The sequence below is a fragment of the Flavobacteriales bacterium genome, assembly GCA_016779935.1.
In the GTDB taxonomy this organism is placed as follows: domain Bacteria; phylum Bacteroidota; class Bacteroidia; order Flavobacteriales; family UBA7312.
Map to the genome: position 1 here is coordinate 109,451 of JADHMQ010000001.1, position 22,733 is coordinate 132,183.

Annotated in this window: 20 protein-coding genes; 9 read left to right on the forward strand and 11 right to left on the reverse strand. The window is 37.3% G+C overall.

Going from position 1 to position 22,733, the window contains the following annotated elements; translation table 11 throughout:
- The 4 genes from ffh to ISP73_00545 are packed head-to-tail and all read left to right on the forward strand — an operon-like array spanning position 1 to position 4,769.
- Positions 1–1,347 (forward strand): signal recognition particle protein, encoded by a 1,347-nt coding sequence (gene ffh / locus ISP73_00530; GenBank protein MBL6657073.1) that lies wholly within the window; start codon positions 1–3, stop codon positions 1,345–1,347.
- A 17-nt stretch (positions 1,348–1,364) separates the two neighbouring features.
- Complete coding sequence (locus ISP73_00535) at positions 1,365–2,243, forward strand: bifunctional 5,10-methylene-tetrahydrofolate dehydrogenase/5,10-methylene-tetrahydrofolate cyclohydrolase (GenBank protein ID MBL6657074.1); 879 nt, start codon at positions 1,365–1,367, stop codon at positions 2,241–2,243.
- A complete protein-coding gene (locus tag ISP73_00540; GenBank protein ID MBL6657075.1) occupies positions 2,240–2,872 on the forward strand; it encodes a 7-carboxy-7-deazaguanine synthase QueE in 633 nt (210 codons plus the stop codon). Before ISP73_00535 ends, ISP73_00540 begins: the two co-directional genes overlap by 4 nt.
- 16 nt (positions 2,873–2,888) lie before the next feature.
- A complete protein-coding gene (locus tag ISP73_00545; protein ID MBL6657076.1) occupies positions 2,889–4,769 on the forward strand; it encodes a PD40 domain-containing protein in 1,881 nt (626 codons plus the stop codon).
- Here ISP73_00545 and ISP73_00550 read toward each other — a convergent pair.
- The 9 genes from ISP73_00550 to ISP73_00590 all read right to left on the reverse strand — a co-directional run bounded on the left by ISP73_00550 (position 4,762) and on the right by ISP73_00590 (position 14,089).
- Positions 4,762–5,250: a GNAT family N-acetyltransferase gene (locus tag ISP73_00550; GenBank protein ID MBL6657077.1), complete on the reverse strand. Its 489-nt coding sequence runs from the start codon at positions 5,248–5,250 to the stop codon at positions 4,762–4,764. The genes ISP73_00545 and ISP73_00550 overlap by 8 nt on opposite strands.
- A 6-nt stretch (positions 5,251–5,256) precedes the next feature.
- Entirely contained in the window at positions 5,257–5,811 is a 555-nt protein-coding gene (locus ISP73_00555) for a c-type cytochrome (GenBank protein ID MBL6657078.1), read from the reverse strand.
- A gap of 52 nt (positions 5,812–5,863) precedes the next feature.
- On the reverse strand, positions 5,864–6,004 hold the full coding sequence (locus tag ISP73_00560) for a hypothetical protein (GenBank protein MBL6657079.1): 141 nt from the start codon (positions 6,002–6,004) through the stop codon (positions 5,864–5,866).
- A gap of 104 nt (positions 6,005–6,108) precedes the next feature.
- On the reverse strand, positions 6,109–6,900 hold the full coding sequence (kdsA, locus tag ISP73_00565) for a 3-deoxy-8-phosphooctulonate synthase (protein MBL6657080.1): 792 nt from the start codon (positions 6,898–6,900) through the stop codon (positions 6,109–6,111).
- Positions 6,901–6,909: 9 nt separating this feature from the next.
- The gene (locus ISP73_00570) at positions 6,910–8,079 is read right to left on the reverse strand and encodes a hypothetical protein (protein MBL6657081.1); all 1,170 of its coding nucleotides are present in this window, start codon (positions 8,077–8,079) and stop codon (positions 6,910–6,912) included.
- Entirely contained in the window at positions 8,079–10,118 is a 2,040-nt protein-coding gene (locus ISP73_00575; GenBank protein ID MBL6657082.1) for a hypothetical protein, read from the reverse strand. The genes ISP73_00570 and ISP73_00575 overlap by 1 nt, the downstream gene beginning before the upstream one ends.
- Before the next feature lie 32 nt (positions 10,119–10,150).
- Positions 10,151–11,428: a replication-associated recombination protein A gene (locus ISP73_00580; protein MBL6657083.1), complete on the reverse strand. Its 1,278-nt coding sequence runs from the start codon at positions 11,426–11,428 to the stop codon at positions 10,151–10,153.
- 4 nt (positions 11,429–11,432) lie between these two features.
- Positions 11,433–12,554 (reverse strand): T9SS type A sorting domain-containing protein, encoded by a 1,122-nt coding sequence (locus ISP73_00585; protein MBL6657084.1) that lies wholly within the window; start codon positions 12,552–12,554, stop codon positions 11,433–11,435.
- The gene (locus ISP73_00590) at positions 12,554–14,089 is read right to left on the reverse strand and encodes a PQQ-dependent sugar dehydrogenase (protein MBL6657085.1); all 1,536 of its coding nucleotides are present in this window, start codon (positions 14,087–14,089) and stop codon (positions 12,554–12,556) included. The genes ISP73_00585 and ISP73_00590 overlap by 1 nt, the downstream gene beginning before the upstream one ends.
- 145 nt (positions 14,090–14,234) lie before the next feature.
- Here ISP73_00590 and ISP73_00595 point away from each other — a divergent pair, with 145 nt between their 5' ends.
- Complete coding sequence (locus ISP73_00595) at positions 14,235–14,807, forward strand: hypothetical protein (GenBank protein MBL6657086.1); 573 nt, start codon at positions 14,235–14,237, stop codon at positions 14,805–14,807.
- Between the two features lie 49 nt (positions 14,808–14,856).
- On the opposite strand, the gene ISP73_00600 is transcribed toward ISP73_00595, so the two are convergent.
- Positions 14,857–16,248, reverse strand: a complete 1,392-nt coding sequence (locus ISP73_00600) for an LPP20 family lipoprotein (protein MBL6657087.1) — start codon at positions 16,246–16,248, stop codon at positions 14,857–14,859.
- Positions 16,211–17,602, reverse strand: coding sequence for a hypothetical protein (locus tag ISP73_00605; GenBank protein ID MBL6657088.1), 1,392 nt, complete (start codon positions 17,600–17,602; stop codon positions 16,211–16,213). The genes ISP73_00600 and ISP73_00605 overlap by 38 nt, the downstream gene beginning before the upstream one ends.
- Positions 17,603–17,813: 211 nt before the next feature.
- Here ISP73_00605 and ISP73_00610 point away from each other — a divergent pair, with 211 nt between their 5' ends.
- From ISP73_00610 to ISP73_00625, 4 genes are all read left to right on the forward strand, one after another.
- The gene (locus ISP73_00610; GenBank protein ID MBL6657089.1) at positions 17,814–18,026 is read left to right on the forward strand and encodes a CDGSH iron-sulfur domain-containing protein; all 213 of its coding nucleotides are present in this window, start codon (positions 17,814–17,816) and stop codon (positions 18,024–18,026) included.
- 124 nt (positions 18,027–18,150) lie between these two features.
- Positions 18,151–19,437, forward strand: a complete 1,287-nt coding sequence (locus ISP73_00615; GenBank protein ID MBL6657090.1) for a T9SS type A sorting domain-containing protein — start codon at positions 18,151–18,153, stop codon at positions 19,435–19,437.
- A gap of 143 nt (positions 19,438–19,580) precedes the next feature.
- On the forward strand, positions 19,581–20,678 hold the full coding sequence (locus ISP73_00620; protein ID MBL6657091.1) for a tetratricopeptide repeat protein: 1,098 nt from the start codon (positions 19,581–19,583) through the stop codon (positions 20,676–20,678).
- A gap of 1 nt (position 20,679) precedes the next feature.
- Positions 20,680–22,731, forward strand: coding sequence for a PD40 domain-containing protein (locus tag ISP73_00625; GenBank protein ID MBL6657092.1), 2,052 nt, complete (start codon positions 20,680–20,682; stop codon positions 22,729–22,731).
- Positions 22,732–22,733 lie beyond the last annotated feature (2 nt).

Below are 22,733 nucleotides of genomic sequence, written 5' to 3' on the forward strand. Positions count from 1 at the left end.
ATGTTTGAAAATTTATCAGAAAAATTAGAAAAAGCCTTTAAGGTTCTTAAAGGTCAAGGAAGTATTTCGGAAATCAACGTTGCTCAGACGATGAAAGAAATCAGAAAAGCCCTATTAACGGCAGATGTTGATTTCAAAACTGCCAAAAACTTCACCAACAACGTTAAGGAAAAGGCATTAGGTCAGAAGGTATTAACAGCCGTGGAGCCTGGTCAGTTGCTAACAAAAATCATGAAGGATGAATTGACCGAATTAATGGGAAGTTCACATTCAGAGATAAACATTCAAAGCAACCTATCTGTAATTCTTGTTGCCGGATTACAAGGTTCTGGTAAAACCACCTTTTCAGGAAAACTAGCCTTACACCTAAAGGGAAAACACAATAAGAAACCCCTTTTAGTAGCCTGTGATGTCTACAGACCAGCTGCCATTGACCAATTAGGAGTATTAGCAGAGCAAGTAGGTGTAGAAGTTTACAAAGAAGTAGAAAATAAAAACCCAGTAGAAATAGCCCAGAACGCCATTAAGTTTGCCAAGTCAAACAACAACAATGTGGTAATTGTTGATACTGCAGGTCGTTTAGCAATAGATGAGCAAATGATGGAGGAGATAGCCGCTGTAAAATCAGCTATTAAGCCTAGTGAGATTTTATTTGTTGTAGATTCAATGACTGGTCAAGATGCAGTAAACACTGCCAAAGCCTTTAATGAAAAGCTAAATTTTGACGGTGTAGTACTAACCAAACTAGATGGTGATACAAGAGGTGGAGCAGCACTTACAATCCGTTCAGTTGTAGACAAACCCATTAAATTCATTGGAACCAGCGAGAAGATGGATGGCCTTGATGTTTTTCACCCAGAACGAATGGCAAGTCGTATTTTGGGAATGGGAGATGTCATCTCACTTGTTGAAAGAGCTCAGCAGCAATTTGATGAAGAAGAAGCTCGAAAGGTGCAAAAGAAAATTGCGAAAAACCAATTCGGTTTTGATGATTTCCTTAAGCAAATTCAGCAAATCAAAAAGATGGGTAATATGAAGGATTTGATGGGGATGATTCCCGGTATGGGCAAAGCACTCAAAGGAGTAGATGTTGATGACGATGCATTTAAGGGGATAGAAGCTATGATTAAATCCATGACACTTGAAGAAAGAAGCAATCCAAAACTATTGAACGGAAGCCGAAGAAAGCGAATTGCTAATGGAAGCGGAACCTCAATTCAGGAAGTCAATCAGCTAATCAAACAATTTGGTCAGATGGGTAAAATGATGAAGATGATGCAAGGCGGTGGTGCAAAACAAATGATGCAGATGATGAAAAATAATGGCAGTGGAACGCCAAGAATGTAATAGAAGGCTTAACAAGTATGCAAATATTAGACGGTAAACAAACTTCACTTGATATTCAGCAAGAAATTGCTGTAGAAGTAGAAGGTATGCTTCGACAAGGAAAGAAGAAACCCCATTTGGCAGCAATACTAGTGGGAAATGATGGTGCTAGTGAAACCTATGTAGGTGCAAAAGTACGTGCCTGTGAAAAAGTAGGTTTTGATTCTACACTTATTCGTCTAGACGACACCATATCCCAAGAGCAGTTAATTGCTGAGGTAGACAAAATCAACCAAAATAATGACATTGACGGACTAATTGTACAGTTACCATTGCCTTCACACATCGATGAGTTAGCCGTTACAAAAGCCATTTATCCTTCCAAAGACGTTGATGGTTTTCATCCTGAAAATGTTGGTAAAATGACTTTAAATATCCCAACATTTTTACCTGCAACACCAGCGGGAATCATTGAACTTATCAAACGCTACAACATTGAAACAGAAGGAAAGCACTGCGTGGTTATCGGAAGAAGCAATATTGTTGGTTTGCCAATGAGTATACTGATGGCTAGAAATTCCTATCCAGGTAATTGTACAGTAACCCTCACACACAGCAGAACAAAAAACCTTAAGGAAATTTGCCAATCGGCTGATATTCTCATTGTTGCACTTGGTCGTCCAGAATACGTTACTGAAGATATGGTGAAGGAAGGAGCTACCGTTATTGATGTAGGCATTACTCGTGTAAAATCAGATAAAACAAAGAGCGGATGGAAGCTCAAAGGCGACGTTGACTATACAGCGGTAGCCGATAAAACGAGCTTTATAACACCCGTCCCTGGTGGAGTAGGTCCAATGACCATTGCTATGCTATTAAAAAATACGCTCAGTGCAGTTAATGGCTTTGATGTATGAATAAAGAACAACAAACATTAGTTGATAAAGGACTGATGCTTCCACTTATGGAAGCCTTTTATACCGTTCAAGGCGAAGGGCATTATTCAGGTACTCCTGCCTTTTTCTTGAGAATTGGTGGTTGTGATGTTGGTTGCCACTGGTGCGATGTAAAAGAAAGTTGGGATGCTAATTTGCACCCACCCACCCACATTAACGATATGTTGATTAATATACAATCTACACCTGCTAAAACAGTCGTTGTTACAGGAGGAGAACCCCTGATGTGGGATATGGGGCCACTGACAGAATTACTTAAAGAGAATGGTATAAATGTACATATAGAAACATCTGGAGCTTACCCACTCTCAGGAACTTTCGATTGGATTTGCCTTTCTCCCAAAAAAAATAGTCCCCCACAAAAAGCAATAATTCCTTTAGCCAATGAGTTAAAGGTAATAGTACACAACTTAAATGACTTTAAATGGGCAGAGGAGTTTTCTGTGCAGTGTCACGATAGCTGTAAATTATTTCTTCAGCCTGAGTGGAGCAAAGAAAAAGAAATGATGCCAAAAATCATTGATTACGTTATGAATACCCCTGAATGGAATATATCTTTGCAAACGCACAAATACATGGGCATCCCTTAAAGCTTGAATCGACATTATGAAATATATTTTTCTTTTACTTTTCACTCCTTTTATACTCTTTGGACAAAACAACACTAAATCCAAAAAAGCCTATGCCAAGTCCATTGAATTTTTTCAAGAAAATAACGATAAGAAAGCCACAGAATTCGTTCTGTCGGCTATAAGACAAGACCCTGACTTTTTACCCCCATACCTTTTACTCGGTCAAATTAAAGAAGAGGCTGGCAAAACAGAGGAAGCTATTGAGCATTATCTCAAAGGACTTTCTGATAACAACCCAGAAAATGCTTGGGGCTATTGGAAAGTGGGGATACTGTATATGCAAATTCCTAATTATGTAGAAGCAAAACGTGCATTTACCCATTTTTTAGGTTTTAAAAATCAAAGCAGCAAAAAAGTTAATTCAGCCAAACACCAACTCAAAAATTGTGAATTTGCTCTAGAAGCCATCACTAATCCTGTTGACTTCGACTTTAAGAATATGGGTGAAGGTATAAACAGTGAATGGGAAGAGTATTTACCCAGTATTTCGGCAGACGGACAATTGTTTGTTGTTACCAGAAGAGGACCGCATCAAAATAATGTTGTTTCAGAAGATTTTTATCAAAGTACTTTGAAAGATGGCAAATGGTCATTAGCTCAAAATATGGGAACGGTTAATACCTTTGGGAATGAAGGGGCACAATGCCTAGCTCCAAACGGTAAGGTGCTTTTCTTTACCGCTTGCGATAGAGAAGACGGTATGGGCAGATGTGATATTTACATCAGTTTCAAACGCGATGGTAAATGGTCAGAAGCTAGAAATATAGGGCCTAGTATAAACAGTAAACATTGGGATTCTCAGCCTACTATTTCTCCAGATGGGAGAGAGTTATTTTTTGTCAGCAACCGACCAGGAGGTTATGGCAATATGGATATTTGGAAGAGTGTGCTTACCGAAAATGGCACTTTCTCAAAACCAGTGAATTTAGGGGCTACTGTAAATACAGAGTTTGATGAGATGTCACCATTTATACATACAGATAACCAAACTTTATATTTTGCTTCTAACGGACATCCAGGAATGGGCGATTTTGATTTGTTCATGAGTCGAAGAAATTACCCCTCAGCACCTTGGCAACGTCCTATTAATTTAGGTTACCCTATAAACACGCATGGAGTAGAAAACAGTTTAATAGTAGCTTCAGATGGTAAGACGGCTTATTTTGCTTCTGATAAATCGGGTTATGGTCAAGAAGATATTTTTTGGTTTCAATTGTCTCAAGATTTCCAAGCACAACAAGTGGCTTATGTAAACGCTAAAGTTTATGATGCCAAAAGTGAAACACCTCTCAAAGCAAATATTGAAATTGTTGACCTTACTACTGGTGAAGTAATGATTTCCTCTTTTACATACACCAAAACGGGCGAATTGTTTACCTGCTTGCCTGCCAATACTAACTATGCTGTTAATGTTTCTAGAGAGGATTATTTATTCCATTCTGAGAACTTTGAGTTAAATGACCAAAGTGCTTTGCAAGCTTTAAGGTTAGATATACCTCTACAACGTTTGGATAGAGGTAATGCCGTAGTTTTGAAAAACATCTTCTTTGATACGGATGCTTATAGCCTAAAAAAGGAATCCGAAGTAGAGCTCAATACGCTCTTTGAATTTATGCAAAACAACATAGATTTAAGTATAGAGATTGAAGGGCATACCGATAATGTAGGGTCTCAAGAGCATAACCTTACACTTTCAGAAAATAGAGCCAAAGAAGTATTTAGTTTCCTAGTTGATAAAGGCATTGATGCCAATCGAATGACTTACAAAGGTTTTGGAGATTCCAAACCTATCGCTTCCAACGATAATGAAGAGGGTAGAGCCGAAAACAGACGTACTGCTTTTAGGATTAAATAGAGTTTTCTTCTACAAGATCTTTCACGACTACAGTTTCATTCTCATTTACAAAAAACACGCTAAAGCCTAGCTTTTTGACTAAGCTTAAAGCCCTTTTGTTGTCCGGCAGTGTCTTTCCAATGATACGATTGATATCAAAATCTTTCTTTGCTTGATTAATGAGTTCTTGAAAGGTGGTAATCATAATCCCTTTTCCCCAATATTCTGATAAAAGAGTACCACCAATTTCAATCGACTTAGTAATGTTATCATAGTGATGTAGTGAACAAATCCCTAAAAATTGGTTTGAATCATCATCTTTAATGATTTTCCACGTCCAACATCCTTCGGTAGTAATTTGTTGAATAAAATCATCTATCTGCTGAGGCTTTGGCAAGAGGCTTTCTGAATAGGATTGAAGTACTTTTTCATTGGTAAACAGTTGAAGTAATTCTTTGCTATCGTTTTCATTAAGGGGTTGTAGTTTTATTTCAAAGTCCACTGTCAATTATTGAGGAGGTATAGGGTTAGGTACTAGGTTATCAATTGGTTCTAAAGACTGTAAATAGTCGAAAATGTTCTCTATTTCATCATTCGTTAAACTGGCATAGCATACCCATGGCATTGGAGGTAATAACATGCGTCCATTGTCTAAGCCTTTGCTTTTGCCTTCCTTCATGGCTTTGGTGAATTGATTTAAAGACCAATCCCCTAGACCTGTTTCATGAGGCGTAAGGTTAGAAGCGAAAGACGTACCCCAAGGACCTATAGCTGCTGTGCCACTACCGCTAAATAATATCCAAGCACCAGAATTGGGTATACATGGGTCGTATTCCGATAATGGCATACTTTGAGGGTGACCCGATAGCAGTAAGTCTTCATCTGGAACAGGACCAAATTCGGTCATCTTCTTTGGAGAATGGCAGTCGTTACACCCAAGTGCAGTCACGAGCCGTTTACCTTCTTCAATGTTTGATGTTTTTTCATTTGCATCCATTTTTAAAGATGCATTATCACATGCCATAAAAGAGGCAATTGTACAGATTAGAATGAGATTTTTCATGGGTTTAGTTTTATTTTTTAATCATTTACATATTGTAATAAAGCATTGAAATTCAAAAAAAGCTGTAATCAAAGGAAACGGATACAATTTCATAACCTTGTCTCGCCTTTTCATTAATTAAGCTTTCTGCTTCCTTTCTAAGCTGGTCACTAGACCACCAAGAGCTTAGTTTTATTACGGTATAATCTTTCATTTTTACAATACAATTGTTATCAGATTATCTGACAAGTTAATTACATCATAAATGAAATGGAAAAGGTGAGTGGCAATAAGTTTAGAAGTTCAAAATTACAAAAATTAAAGGGCCTTTTTCAGTCGTACTAATTTTTTCAATAAGTCTTCCAATTGGTCGAGAGGTAGCATATTTGCTCCATCCGATTTAGCTTGGCTAGGGTTGGGGTGAGTTTCTAAAAAGATACCATCTACACCAGAAGCAATAGCGGCTTTGGCTATGGTTTCTATAAGTTGAGGTTGACCACCCGTTACACCACTGCTTTGGTTAGGTTGTTGCAGAGAGTGAGTAACATCCATTATCACAGGGGCATACTCTTTCATGATTGGTATGCCTTTAAAGTCTACTACCAATTCGTGGTAACCAAATTGGCTACCTCTTTCGGTAAGCATTACGCAGTTGTTTCCACTGTCTTTAACTTTTTGTACGGCAAACTGCATAGCTTGAGGGGATAAAAATTGTCCCTTCTTAATATTTACGGTTTTGCCTGTTTTGGCAGCTGCTACCAACAAATCGGTTTGTCGGCAGAGGAATGCAGGTATTTGTAGTATATCTACGCTCTTAGCGGCTAATTTGGCTTCCTCTACAGAATGTATATCGGTGGTAGTGGGAACGTCTAGTTCTTTTCTAATCTTTTTGAGAATGGCTAGTGCTTTCTCATCGCCAATACCGGTAAATGAATCCAGACGCGATCGGTTAGCTTTTCTGTAAGAGCCTTTGAACACAAAAGGAATACCCAATTCTTCGCAAAGGGATTTTATGTGTGTGGCAATTTCAAAAGCCATTTCTTCGCCTTCTATGGCACAGGGTCCGGCTATGAGAAAAAAGGAGTCTTTAAAATTCAGTTTACTTATCACTTTCTGTGTTTATTTGCTTGTCGAAAATACTCTTTTTATGCCAAAACCAAGATGAACACCATAGTTTTGAGAAGGTATGAGGGCGTTGGCTTGTTTTGTAAATAGTTTAAACTGGGTCTTTTTTCCAGTGAAATTGTAAGCAAACTGAAAACCCGATTTTTCATAACCGCCTAGATGGTATCCTAAGCTAAAGCCATGCTTTCTAAAGCTTTTGTGAAGGTCAAGGGCAAATCTTGGGGTAGTATAAAACCTTGGTTTATAAACAACAGAAAAGGTATAGGCATCTATGAACCCTGAACGGCTTAACTTAAATAGATTTAAGTCGAACGTTATGGGCAATCTCCAATTGTAACTTTCCTCATTATATATTTGAAAAATGTCTTGAATACTATCAAAATAATTTTCCAATATACTGTCGTTGAACTCTATGAAATCGTCAATATTTACACCTTCAAAACGCCATTCGCTATCAATGAGTACATTGGTTGTTTTTTCATTCCATCTAATCATTCCCAAATCCTTGAGGCTTATGTCAATATGACCATTTCTAATTGAATCAGAATATTGAATGTTCAATGCCGCTCCCTTGCCGTTTAGAGCAAAGAGATTGTTCATTAAATCAGTGGTGTCGCTAAAATGCCCTTCAAAAGCTATATCATACTCAAAGAAGTCGCTAAACTCATCGGTGTAAAAGGTCGCTTTGTTGACGTCCAATTCAGCAAATTGATGTCCTGCTAAGAGAGAAATAGAGGTGTTAAACTTAGAGTTCCATTGATAAGCAATCTCAAACTTCGAGTAGTGGTAAGCGGAGAAATCTAAAGGTTCTAAATCCAGTTCCTCACCTCTAAATGGAGAGTTTCCCAGCAAGCAAAGTTTTACAATATCATCAGAATAAGCACCATAGGCTGCCAAGTGGTTTCCAAAAGCAATACTCCATCCTTTTTTATTCTGATATTTTAGTTCATTATCAATTTCTCCTTGAAAGTAATTATTAGGGGCTAAAGCTGAAATAATATTATCCTTTTCCTTATTGTCTAAAAAGCCGTAGGAATTTGACAGTAAAGGCTCATTGATGTGGGTATTCATTAAACCCATATGGGTATTCATTTCTAAACTACTTTCTTGAGCTTGTGTCAGCAAAGTAAAAAGTAAAAATACTGTGGCTAGAGCAATTCTCATTAGTCTATGGTGTAGTTAAAGTTAGCAATGAGTTTGAGATCAATGTAATAGTCACTGTATAGGGTTACAAACTGTTCGTCTGCTCTTGTATTCAGCTTTACTTCGAAAGCTATCTTTTCGGCAGCATTCAGACTTTGGCTAATGGATTCAAAAAGAAAAGTCAGTTCGCTTGATTTAGCGGCTATACTTTTTCCATTAATATCAACTTCACTGGCTTGAACAATTTGTTCGGAGTCCAAAGATTCCAAAATTGTTCCATTACCATCTAGTAAATTGATAATCACTTCAGCGTCTAGGGGATATTTGTTTTTAGCCAAAAGTGTAAAAGTTCCTTCATTTATATCATCGACATTACTAATATTCACATCCAAAGTGTCTTTAATTACTATTTCGGATGCTTTTATAGATAATGGTATGCCAATTTCAAGATTAGTTTTTAAGCCAAAATCGCTGTACAAAAAGCCTTCAGAATTATCTTGATTAGGATTTGTAATCAGCTCAAAGGAGAAGTCCATTGTTTCAGGTTTACTCTCTATAAGTTCATCAATATTAGAGTTCATTTCATCAAAGGAAATACTGCTGCTAGATGGTGTAATAGGTTGGCTAGTCGAATTATTTTCAACTGCCGATGCAATGGTAAAAGGGCTAGAGAGTAGTGGGCTTGTTAGACTTACTGTTCCTTGACTATTTTCTCCACTTAGGTTTTTAATCCAGACATTGGCATTTGCTCCCAAGTAATTCTCAGTATTTAATACGACATCTATTTGTGATAAATCAATTTCGCCCTGAAAATTAGAAAAGTCGCTAAAATCAATATTCTGATTTTCAGAAAAGGTGTCAGTGCCCAATATTCCCCACGCTTTTTCGGGAACTATTTCGTTAATAGTAATGGTATTGAATACGCTATCTTCTAGAGAGATGTTAGTGATGACGCCAGAGGAGTCTATAAATCCTGTAGACTGGGTATAAATGGTATTAATGGTGTCGCCAAATTTGCCAGTCATATCAATTTCATAGCCAGAAAAATCAAAAAACTTAGTTACGGTAATGGATTCCCCTTCAGGAGCAGGAGGGAGGTTAAAATTAAACTCAAAAGGCTGACCATTTAAAGTAGTTCCAGGAATTTTATACTGAATTTTTATAGTGTCTTGAATGGTACTTACACCTACAACACTTACACCACCCTCGCTAACTAATACTCTATTGAGCTTAATATCATCAAGTTGGAAGGAAACCACTGTATCTTCATCAAATATCTGTTGCGTTGGGAATATGGCAATGCCTTCGTACAGTTCAATATCCCTTATTTTTATTTCTGAAATTAAAGCATCAGAATAGTCTATGTTAACGGCATTTGGTGCTGTGCCTACAATATCAGCACTGATGATTTCCACCTCTAAATTACCTAATAAAGTTTGACCTGCTAGGGATTCACTTGCTATTTCTGTAGCTCCACTTTGCAGTAGTGGAATGTTCATGCTAATTATATTAGTACTCGAATTCTCATTTCTCAATTCTAATACCACATTACTGAGATCTGAGGGTAAATTATTGACTATTTTGAGGTCAATATAGCCTTCTGTAAAGGTCATTTCTTCAAAATATTCGTTCGCATCGATTGGAAAGGTATCGTTCAGTAAATCTGAATATGCTGGAATAACTGCATTGCTTCCATTGGGTAATAAAAGGGTTCCAAAACTGATTGATGAGATGAGTTCTCCTAGAGTAATTTCATTAGTAACTACCGTATTTGAAAAGTTAATGGATTTAAGCTTTACATTTTTGGTAGTGCTTATTTCTTCTAAACTAATCAAGCTATCTGGTTGGTAGTTTATAAGCTCTTTAAGAAAGACAAATTTTAGACTGTTGTCGCCAAGGGTATCAAATTGAATGGTGCTATCGTTTGCCAAATTCAATAAACTCAATTGAGTGTAGGCTAGGGGGGTGCTGAAATCGGCATTCCATACGGGTTTCTCAAAATCATGTTTGCACGATGACAGAAATACAAAGAGAATTAAAATCTTAAGGATGGACTTCATCTTAGAGTAAATTTTTACAAATGTATTAAATATCAGTAGTTGTATTTATCATTCCAACGGCTATTTAAGAATTTTCGTATTTGTTTTTCTCTCTCATTGTCTCCAGGATTGTAGAATACTTCACCTTTTATTTCATCTGGAAGAAATTCTTGTTCTATAAAATTATTGACATAATTGTGAGCGTAGGCGTATTCTTTACCGTAATCCAAGTCTTTCATTAGCTTAGTGGGGGCATTTCTTAACTCTAGTGGTACAGACAGGGCGCCTTTTGTTCTTACCATTTCCTGAGCTTCGTTAATTGCCATGTAAGATGAATTACTTTTTGGTGAGCTAGCTAGATAAATGGCGGTATGGGAGAGTATGATTCTTGCTTCTGGCATTCCAATAACATTTACCGATTGAAAACAATTATTAGCCATTATCAGTGCCGTAGGATTGGCATTGCCAATATCTTCGGACGCTAATATAATTAGCCTTCGGGCAATAAACTTAATGTCTTCTCCACCTTCTAGCATACGTGCTAGCCAATATACTGCTGCATTGGGGTCACTGCCTCTTATGGATTTTATAAAAGCTGAAATAATATCGTAATGTTGCTCGCCTGATTTATCGTACAAAGCAATATTTTCTTGTGCCGATTCCATAACCAAATCGTTAGTTATGGTAATGTCATTGGTGGTTTGGGTATTGACTACAAGTTCAAAGACATTTAATAATTTTCTACCATCTCCTCCAGAGAGTCGTAATAAGGCATCACTTTCTTTAATAGTTATTTTTTTTTGGCTTAAAATTTCGTCTTTCTGAACAGCTAGTTCAAGCAATTGAAGAAGATGTATTTTTTCAAAGCTTTCTAAAATGTATACTTGACAGCGTGATAAAAGAGCCGAGATCACTTCAAATGAAGGGTTTTCAGTCGTTGCACCAATGAGGGTTACTATGCCTTTTTCTACAGCATTTAAAAGAGAGTCTTGTTGCGATTTGCTAAAACGGTGAATCTCATCAATGAATAGGATAGGAACATTTTTGCCAAATAGCCCTAAAGAGCCAGCTTTTGTAATAACTTCACGTACGTCCTTTACTCCAGAGTTAATGGCACTAAGGGTATAAAATGGTCTGTCGAGCTGATTGGCTATAATATTCGCCAAGGTTGTTTTTCCTACGCCTGGAGGTCCCCAAAAAATGATGGATGGAATGATGTTGTTTTTTAAGGTTTTGAGAAGTACACCATTTTTTCCAATGAGGTGTTCTTGTCCTATAAAATCATCTAGTGATTTGGGTCTTAATCGTTCGGCTAAAGGGGTAGTGTTCAAGCGATTAGTGAATTAGAATTCTTTCTTGTTTGTCGTTTGTCTTTAACAAATAAAACCCTTTTTTGACTAATGGAAGTTCTAATGGTTGGTTTTTAATAACCTTATCTCTAAGAATCATCTGCCCTTGAAAATTGTATATTTCTATTTCTGAATCTTCGAATTTCCAAATGATACTTCCACCACTATGGATTGGGTTAGGGTAGAATAAATGATCTTCTGTGTTAAATTCCTCTACCGTAATGGTTTGGCAATCGGCTTCACAGTCTTCTAATGTGGAATACTCTCCGGTGTTGTCAGACAGTTCCATGCAGCCCATTAGTCCACATGTAAAGCTTGTTACATCACCAAAGTCTTCAAAAATGACTGTATTGTTTCCAGAGTTTGGAATGGCTAGTATATCTGTATCTCTATTGAAATAGATATCAGCAGGTGAACTCATATTAGCTACAACAACGGTAGAGCCACCACTAAAGTCACTATTAAATTTGTTAATGGAATTGTTGCTCCATGCAGAAACATAAAAGTCTCCATTATTATCCATAGCAATACCGTCACAAGAACCTAATGTTGTAGAGGTTGCTGTGGAATAGGTAGAGTCACTCATATCAATTTCGTAGATGGGTGCATTGCTTCCCCAACACACTACCAGAAGTCTGTCTTCTATATCATCGTAGAAAATTCCATTTGGTGTTTTCGGTAGGTTTTCAATGTACATATTGAAAGTGCCACTTGGGATATTGTATCTGTAAATGTCTTTACCAATAAAGTCAGTAACAAATACGTCATTACCCTTATGCGTGATGCCGTTGGCAAAAGTAGCTCCTAAATTGATGTTAACGGTTTCTTCTCCGCTTTGTAAGTCATAAGCTTTTAAGGAGCTACCACTACAGGCATAGACTTCATTGCCAATAACTTCTAATCCGTGAGGTCCAGCACCAACCCCTGAAACAAATGACTCAAGTACATCATTTTCTAAATCATAAGAAAGTATTTTCCCATCAGAAGAATTGGAAATCAGGTAGCGGTCTCCCTCGCTATCGTAATCTACACTTTCAGGGCCGTTATATTGTTGTCCAAAAGCACTCAAACTTATGAGCAGAACACTTACAAGAGTTAAATACTTCATTAGTTTATGATTAGTTTTCCGTTGTGGGTGTTGGCTTTTATAAAGTACACACCGTTTTCAATTAATCCGTTAAGGTTTAGGCGTTTGTTTTCTACTTTTTGTTCGTGTACCAATTGCCCTTGAATGTTCATGATTTGAAGGTGAAATGGATCGGCATCGATATTGAAAAGCAGTTGCCCTTCAGTTGAGTTTGGGTTAGGGTAAAAGCTAAACGCTTTAGCAGAATTATCATCTATGCCAGTGGGGCTTGTACAAGCATTGGTACAATCGTCAATAGTACTGTATTCACCCAAGCCATCGTTTACTTCAACACAACCATCAACAGTACAGTTGAAAGTTGCTGCATAAATGTAATCGTCATTCCAAAGCTCAATAATCTCATTAGGTCCTTGGCTTGGCCATGAATTACCGTTAGTAGCTAAGTAAATCTTTCCATTAGGAGCAACACATATATCTCTTAAGCGTCCCCATTCGTATTGAAAAAAGTCAGTTTCAGACTCTATTAAATCTCCGGCTTCGTTGAATGTAAAGCGAACCAGCTTCTTTGCTTTTAGAACCGTCATCAATAATGAGTTCTGAAATTCTGGTATAGAAGGGTGGTCGTACCAAATGATATCTGAAGGAGCAATAGTTGAAGAAGAGCCACTACTCCATAAAGGCTCTACAATATTGTTTTCTTCACAATAATCGTTTTCGGAAAAGGAACTACTTAAATCATCGGCATAATACATATCTGCAAAGTCATCGCAAAAACCTTGAACATTAGGCCATCCGTAGTTTAGATTCGATTCAATAATATTTAACTCATCATCGTTATTAGGACCGTGCTCTGAACTATAAACAATACCGTTTGGAGCTACAGCTAGCCCTTGTGCATTTCTATGACCAATACTGTATACATAGCTGTTTGGATTTGGATTATCTGATTTAGGATTACCGAAGTCATCACTATCCTTATTGATATTAACTCTAAGGGTTTTACCAGTAAGTGCATCACTATCCTGAGAAGCGTTCCAGTCTTGAGCATCTCCAGTAGTAATTAAAAGGGTAGTGTTGTCAATGGCTAGCAATCGACATCCAATGTGGGTACTGTTACCGTCAATACCATCAACAATAACCGTTTCGTTAATTAGGGCATCTTCTTCAGCATCGTATTCGTAATACACTATTTTCTCACTAGCGTTAGCTGAAAAACCATAGGTGTAAGCCAGAAACACATAAGGAGCACCGTTATTAAATTCTGGATGAATTTCCATTCCAAGTAATCCTGATTCACCTGAGTCGTACAATTGAGCTTCTAAATTCAGAATAGGGTATTTTTCTCCTGTTTCAACATTCACACGGCTAATTTGTCCCGACCGCTCAGTTACCCATATGTGGTTGTCTGGACCCCATTTTATCTCCCAGGGAACATCCAAACCATTAACGACTTCCCTTTCCATTAATACCGTTCCTTCATCTAGTGGATGAGTTTGTGATAAAGTTTGGTTTAAAAAAAATAGGCATAAAATTACAGTGAATATATACTTGCTCATAGTTCTTGTTTAGGTTAATTTTTTGATACACAAATATAGTTAAAAAATACGTTTTTGGCAATTTGAATATTTTTCATTTTTCATTTAAAATATATTTAGTAAAAAAAAGTTTATTTTTATACGCAGAATAATTAAAAACAAGATTATGAATTTAAAAGTAAGTTTTCCATTCGCAATAGCATTAGCAATAACAATTGTCTCATGCAATTCTAACAAAGGATTAAGTGTTGAAGATCAGGGTGAGGTATTGATTGAGCAGTATTGCTCTGGCGATAAATACTTTTCTGATAAAAATACATTCAGAGGAAATGCTGTTGGTGAGAGTTTAGACCAAATGACTGCTAAGAAAAAAGCACGTTCAAATACTCAAGCTGAAATAGCAAAAACAATCAGTTCAACGATGAAGATTGTTGGTGATAATTATGTAAGTTCTTCTGAGTTTAACAACAAGGAAGAAGTGACAGAAACCTTTAATGAGATGTCTAGAACTATTGTAGACGAGGAGTTAAAAGGTGTTGTTACTATTTGTGAGAAAATGACAAAGACAGCAGAAGGCAAGTACAAATGCTATATGGCTATGGAAATTGCGGCTGAAAAATTAGCATCTAAGTATCACGAAAGACTTTCTAAAGATGAAAAGATAAGAGCTGATTACAATTACGAAAAGTTCAAAGAAACATTTGAAAAGGAAATGGAACGCATGTCAAAAGGCTACTAATTTCTTTCTCACTATTTTAAATTAAAACTCGCCTAGTGCGGGTTTTTTTTTAGTCTTTTGTGAAACTATCTACAAAATCAGCAATAACACTATTGCTGATTTCATCCTTTGCAAGCTGATAGGCGTTTAAGTCAGCCTGATTAAAGTCTAGCTGAATGCCTTTTAGTTTATTGATGTTATCGCTGAAAACTATACGTCCTTGCAAATCCTTCACTTGTATAGACATATTTAGGAAAGCTGTAAACATCTTTTGGTTTTTGACTTCTCTGCCTTTTTGAGTGTCGGCACTAATGCTCATTATAAGTTGAGCGTCGTTTTTATTGCCAACGGGGGTAAAGCCCATTTTTGTTAAAGCACTTTCAGCAGCAAATCGAAGTTCCGATTCTTTTTTATCGACATTGAAATGCTTTTCCTCAGAACTAACAAATACAGTAGGGGTATAGACGTAAATAGGAATATTTATTTGATGTGTTTTTATGCTTTTAAAAAGCTTTTGTATGAATTCACTTTTTGTACCTTCATCTAGCCATTCTTGAAAATTTATACCGGCTTCTATTTTTTGTACTGCTTGTGTGCTTTTTATTTTTGGCACCGAAGTGGTAAAAACTCCGTTTTCATTAGTCGTTTTACTAAAGTCTTTTAATTCCAAATCAGCAGATACTGCCATTACAGGAATGTTCGATAGTCTATTGCCTTCGTATTCTACAGCAATGTCAATTTTAGAAACGGTATTGCCAATCATTGCACTAATCTTTTTGCTAAGGCAAAAGAGTTGATAATCGTCAACATAAGAGCGAAAACGGGCGATAATTTCACTTCCTAGATATACATTTTCTCTATCGAATTCAGTCAGTAGTGGCTCACTCAAATACGGCTCTAGCTTTGCCAGTGCTTGTACGTAATAAATGTATTTGTCTTTGTAAGGCGTGGAGAATAATACCGCTTTGTCTAGAAAGTATTTAGACTCTTCTATGGCTTCTTGAATTCTAGCATTTCTTGTTTCGTGATACTTTTGTTTACTCAGTTGGTAGTATACCCAATATTCATTAGTTTGAGTATATGTACTTACCAGTTCATAACCTTCTAAAATTTCTTTGGCTTTGACTTCAATATTTGATTTAAAATCTTCCTCATAACCATTTTCTCTTTCCATTTGCAAGAATACCGATTGAGACGATATGGTTACTTTAATCTGTGACATTAGATTTTGCAAAGCGTTTTGCTGAGCAATTTTAATGTAGTCTAAAGGGTGTGTGCTTTTATCGGCAATTCCAATGCCGGTATAATGCGTTTCAGAAATAGGGTATTCCTTTACCCATTCTGGTATGCCATCCAAACTTTCAGTCAGTTTTTGTGGACTATTGCAAGAGAAGAATAATAAAAATGCAATGGGAAATAGAAGTTTATTCATTTTCAGGGTTGTAGTTATTAATCTTTTCACTGACATCTTTGGCAATTTCAGAGTAAATGGCGTTTGATAAATCGGTGATAGACATTAAGGTTTTTTTGTTTCTGAACAACTGCTTTAAGGCACGCTTATCGCTAAAAGAGTTTTTAATTACATCGTTTGGACTCTCTTTATTTTCCCATCTCCAACTGCCCGGAACTATGTTTCTGAAGTCATGATTTGATTCTGCAAAATGTAGCTCATCATTTTTGTTAATATTTATCAGTTTAGTCAGAAGGATTTCACCACTTTCAGTAGACAATAACTGAAATTGAAAGCCAACTTGTACGCTAGCATTTCCGTAATATTCGTTATATGTGATTTTGTCATAAACCGTTTCGTAGTAGTATTTTTCGGTTTCATCGTTGTACTTACGAATTTTTCGTTCTAGCCATGCTTTTTTAGTGCTTTTCTGTATGGCTTGTTCTTGCTTGGAGTAACTCACCAGTTTACCGTTGAGCATGGCTTTAGCACCAATTAATGCACCTGCTTGTGCACTTGTATTTTCGGATACTTGTCCGCTCATCCCTAGAAGCTGTTCATCTATTAAGCTTTGTACCTGTTGGCGATCCACTATTTTGATAAACGGATTATCCAATTGGATTAACTCTTCGGTGATTAGAGCAGAAATAGCAGACTCACCACCTCTTTGGCGAGTAGAGTTTTTAAACTCCATAATACCAATGGATAATAATCCAGCTTCTAATGCCAATGCCTTACGACTTTCACATTCTTTATAGGATGCAGGAATCTTTTCGAATTCATAATAAGCAGAGCGAAATTTTTCTAACTCTAGAAATTCGTTAGCAGAGCGGTAGATAGGTTCGAATGTGGCCACATTCTTCATGCTCTCTACATCCTTGAAATTTGGTTTTAAGAGAGTGATTTCTTTTAGTAATTTTTCTGACTCAGCAAATTTTTCTTCCTCAAGCAAATCAATGGCTTTATCGTAATTAGTAGCTACGTAATTATCTACAAGAGTGTTATAGTCACTGGTGTAGGTTTGAGGAATATCTATTTGAATAGAATAAGTCGCAATCTTACTTTTTAGAGAGGAAGCATCTCTGTAGTGGTAGATGGCTTGGCGTTCTTCACCGAAGTTTTTTGATTTAAAAAAGTTATCAAGATGTATATTCACTTGTTTTTGTCCGGCTAATCTTAAGCCTTCTTTTGCTTCAATGAAATCGCCTTTTTGGTTAAGGGCTTGCATGTAAAATTGACAAGCATCGGCGTACAAGGATTTTTCAGAAAACTTATCGCCTTTTTTAGTTAAGGACTTTGGCGTATCGCAACTTGTTAAGAAAAATGCAAATAGTAATGTGATAGCTTTGATATATGAACTCTTCATACTACAAAAGTAGTATTTTTTGTATTCATTTTGATTTTGTAATTTTATACAACATTTTAAACAAGTTCTTCTTAATGAATAGATTAATCTTTATCTTTCTAACTCCTACCTTTTATATCGATATGACCAGTTTGGTGTCTGAAAATAATACGATCAGTATAGAGATGAGATACCTATTAAAATGAAGTCGAAACCTTAAAATTAATAAACAATGACTAAAGCAACTCATAAAGAATTTGAAATTGAACTCAAAAAAGACAGAAGATATAGTATTTGCAGCTGTGGTTTGAGTGCTCGAATGCCCTATTGTGATAGTGCTCACCGCTCGTATAACGAAGCAAATGATACGGACTATAAGTCCATTAAGATACGTGTTGAAGAGGATGTGAAAATTACCCTTTCCTCAGCCGGTTGGACGCTTTGATAATTTTAAATAATACAATTATTCATTTATACAGCCAGTATTATGTTCACTAGAAAGAAGATGAAGGCATAGCGTTTGCTTTAATTTTGTATTTTTATCCATACAATTAAATACTTGCTTTACTATGAAAAAAATAATTCTACTGCTATTACCATTGTCTATTTTCGCACAATCTTATGATGTGCTGTTTTTGGGAAACTCCTATACCTTTTATAACCAAATGCCGTCTATGGTGTCTGATATTGCCACTTCAATGGGCGATACAGTCGTAGCAGAAAGCAACACCCCGGCAGGTTGGAAACTTCAACAACATGCCCAAGCAGGTTCGTCTAGTTTGCAAAAAATCACTGAAAAACAATGGGATTTTGTAGTCATTCAGGCACAAAGTCAAGAGCCAAGTTTTCCTCCTTTTCAGGTGGCAGAAGAAACCTACCCCTATGCTGAAAGTTTGGTGAATGCTATAGAAGATAATTACGACTGTACTGAGCCTATTTTTTACATGACCTGGGGACGAAAAAATGGGGATAACATTAATGGTCAGCAATATCCTATAATTTCTACTTATTTAGGTATGCAACAACGCTTAAGAGAATCCTATTTGGAAATGGGCATAGACAATGAAGCCACAGTAGCTCCTGTTGGTATGGCGTGGAAAAAGTCCATACAAGACAACCCTAACTTCGAACTCTATACTGGTGATAAAAGTCATCCAAATGTAGCGGGTTCATATTTAGCAGCCTGTGTGTTTTACTGTACCATTTTTCAAGAAAGCTGCGTAGGCTCTAGCTACTTGCCCAATGGAATTACACAAGAGGATGCTACCACTTTACAGACTATAGCTTCAAGCCTAGTGCTTGATAGTACTCAGGTATGGAATATGTTTGCCATACAATCTGCCGATACAGTAGTGATAAATGATAGCACCTATACTTTTAGTGTTGCGGCATCAAATTACGATAATCTGGAGTGGGATTTTGGCGATAGCACTACGGCTACTACTTCAACAGCAAACCATACGTTTAGCGAAGGTCAGCATACTGTCAATCTAAATGTATTCTCAAATGGAGAAGGCTGTCTAGAAAAGACCATTACCTTTGAAATTAATATTACCACAGGAACAGATACTACGACTACTGACACTACTACAACAGATTCGACAGTATATATATCGGACTTTGATAATAACTTTAAACTCTATCCAAACCCTGCTAATAATTTCATCAGTATAGAAGGCGTAGAGGCGAACAGCCATTTGAAAATTTACAATCTATTGGGTAAAGTGGTTCTAGAACAATACATCCGTGAAGACGAACACATCAACCTATCTGCTTTAACACAAGGCGGTCAGTATATCGTAGAAATACGTACAGACGACAATGTCAGTACCTTAAAGCTAATTAAAAACAAGTAAAATAAAGATTTAAAAAAAACCTTAAGAAGGTGTAAAAATCAGCTTTCTTTTAGCCGCTTTTTTTCGTTGATAATTTGTAAAAAACTTTACATTTATTATTGTCGCTTGTAAAACCACTATTCCTATATTTAAAAAAAAATAGAATGAAACATTACTTGATGCTATTGACCCTGTTTTTCTTAGTGCAAACAACCTTTGCACAAGAACAAGTCGATTCCACTCTTACCGCTGAAGAAATTCAATTTAGAGACTCTATTGCTGCCATAAATACCTCAAACGAACGTATGCAGCTTATACAAGAAACCTATAATGAAGCCTCTACGGCTTTTGCAGCATCAAATTTCAGTAAATCCATTAGTTTGTTTGATGAGGTTATTGCCTTAGACTCTAGCAATGCCGATGCCTATTACAATAAAGGCTTGGCGCAAAAAGAAAATAAGCAATACACTGAAGCTATTGCAACGCTAGAACAAGCCTTTGCCTTGAACGATACTAATTATGATGCACTCTTTCAACAAGCCAAATGTTATGACGAAAGCAAAGAGAATGAGAAAGCCATTGCTGCCTATGACCGTCTATTATCTGTAGATGCTACATGGTCCGAAGCCGCCTACAATAAGGGCGTTATTTACTATTTGGATAAAGACTATCAGCAAGCCATAACCGCTTATACAGAAGCCATTAGCATTAATCCAAACTATGCCTATGCACTAAACGATAGAGGAAGCTGCCACAGAGCCTTAGAAGACTATGACAATGCCATTGCCGATTATCTAAAGGCAGCACAAAGCGATGCTCAAGCCTTTATTTACAACAATTTGGCAAGTGCTTACCGCAAGTCTGGAAATACCGATAAAGCCATTGAGTTTTATACCAAAGCCATTTCTGCCGACGCCAACTATGAGATGGCGTACAACAACAGAGGAACGGTTTATTTTGAAACGGAGAATTTTGATTTGGCACTCAAGGACTTCAAGAAGGCCATAGAGATAAATAAAGACTACGCCATGGCATTGTGCAATAGAGCTGCTATCTACCATATGCAAGAAAACTACACTGGTGCCCTTGCAGATTTAGAATCAGCCGTAAAGCTACAACCCAACAATGCCACCGCTTTGCTGAACAGAGGCATTACACGAGAGATGCTCAGAAATGTAGACGGTGCCTGTGAAGACTGGCAAAAAGCCTACGATTTAGGCATGGAAAAAGGAAAAGAATATTACATCAATAATTGCGAATAAGATGAAACAGATAACAACACTAATAGCATTAGCACTAAGTCTGGGGGTATTCGCACAAGATGTTGCCTTCAAGAAAGGAAATTTCAAAGACGATAAAGACGGTCTAGAAAAGGCTAAAATAAATATCGCAGAGGGCGATGTTTTCCTCGAGAAAGGCGAGCAAAAAGTATTGGCAATGGTCAATGCCTTTGAGGAATTTGGAGAAGCCTTAACGTTTTATTTACAAGCACAAGACTTTAACCCTAGTAATTCGGACTTGAACAGAAAGATAGGACATGCTTACCTCTACACTAATACCCCTTATTTGGCGATGCCTTTCTTGAAAAAGTCCTTAGAGTTGGGAGGAGACGATTCAGAACCTTTTGTTCATTTCTTATTGGGAAAAGCCTATCAGCTAGAAAGGGATTTTGAAGCGGCAGAACGTGCCTTTAAGAAATATGGCACTTTGGAAAACCCTAAAAAGCTAGAAGTTTATAAAAAACTAAATAGGAAGCAAATCAAGGAATGTAAGAATGGGGCTGAAATATTTGGTATTAAAACGAGGGTATGGGTCGATAATGTGAAAGAGCTAAACTCTCAACAAGACGAGATTGCACCTAGTATTACTGCCGATGGAACAGAGATTATCTTTAACAGTAACAAGACGGGCAACTTTGACATTTACACTGCCGAGCGTAAAAAAAGAAAATGGGTGCGTTTATCTTCCGTTAACAGCTTGAATACTGAGGGAGACGATGTTTCTTCCAGTTTAGCCTATGACGGACAGCGATTGCTACTATTCAAAGATACTGACGGTCAGAGCGATATTTACGAATCCAAACTAAACGGAACGACTTGGGGAGAGCCTAAACTCAAGATGTCCAAAGTGGTGAATGTGGAAGGTAACGAAACCTTCGCTTCTTATGATCCACAGGATATAAAAGTCTATTTCGTAAGTGACGGTGGCTTTGGTGGTGACCAAAACATTAACTTCAGTGGAAAGAAAGATATGGAGGAGAAGTTTTGGGGGCAATCCCAAAGTGCAGGACAAGAGGTTAATACCGGTTTCCAAGAAGGCTCGGTTTATATGGCACCAGATGGCAACACCATGTATTTTTGTTCCCAAGGGCATTCTTCCATTGGAGGCTATGACGTCTTTGTAACGTATAGGAATGAAGAACTTGGCTTGTGGGGTAAACCCATCAATATGGGATATCCCATTAACACTCCATTTGACGAATTATACTTTAGCATTTCTGCTAATGGTAAGAAAGCCTATTTCGCTTCCAACAGAGACGGTGGAACAGGAGGAATGGATATTTACTGTGCTACCTTTTGGGGAGAACCTAAGAAACCAACTGTAGCTTCTGAAGATAACCTCATTGCCAGTATTGCTTCACCCATAGAAGATACCTACACACCAGAAACGGTTGAGGTCACGGTAGCCAATAGCCTTACCGTATTCAAAGGACGTATTTTGGACGGTCTATTGCAAGAGCCGGTAGAGGCAGAGATTAAGATTTTTGACAATTCAACCGGAGAAGTTTATGCCGTGATGCGTTCCAACAGTGCAACAGGTAAGTTCCTCTTGTCTTTACCTTCTGGACTTAACTACGGTATTTCGGTAGAAGCAGAAGGCTATTTGTTCCATTCGGAAAACTTCAATTTGCCTAAAGGTTCGGCATACAATATGATTAACAAAGACATAGAGCTGAAAAACATTGACATAGGCAGTAAGATTGCTCTTAGAAACGTTTTCTTTGACACTGGCAGGGCTGAGGTAAAAATAGATTCTTACCCAGAGTTAGACCGACTCATTCAGTTGATGACCGATGTACCTAGCCTTAAGATAGAGCTATCCGGACACACCGATAATGTAGGAGGCAAAGTCGCCAATGAAAGCCTTTCACAGCGAAGAGCCGATGCCGTAAGGCAGTATTTGGTATCGCGTTCTGTAGATGCTAATCGCGTTACCGCAAAGGGCTATGGCTCTAGCCGACCAGTAGATAGTAACGACACCAAAGAGGGCAGAGCCAACAACAGGCGAACGGAGTTTGAGATTACCGCCAATTAATA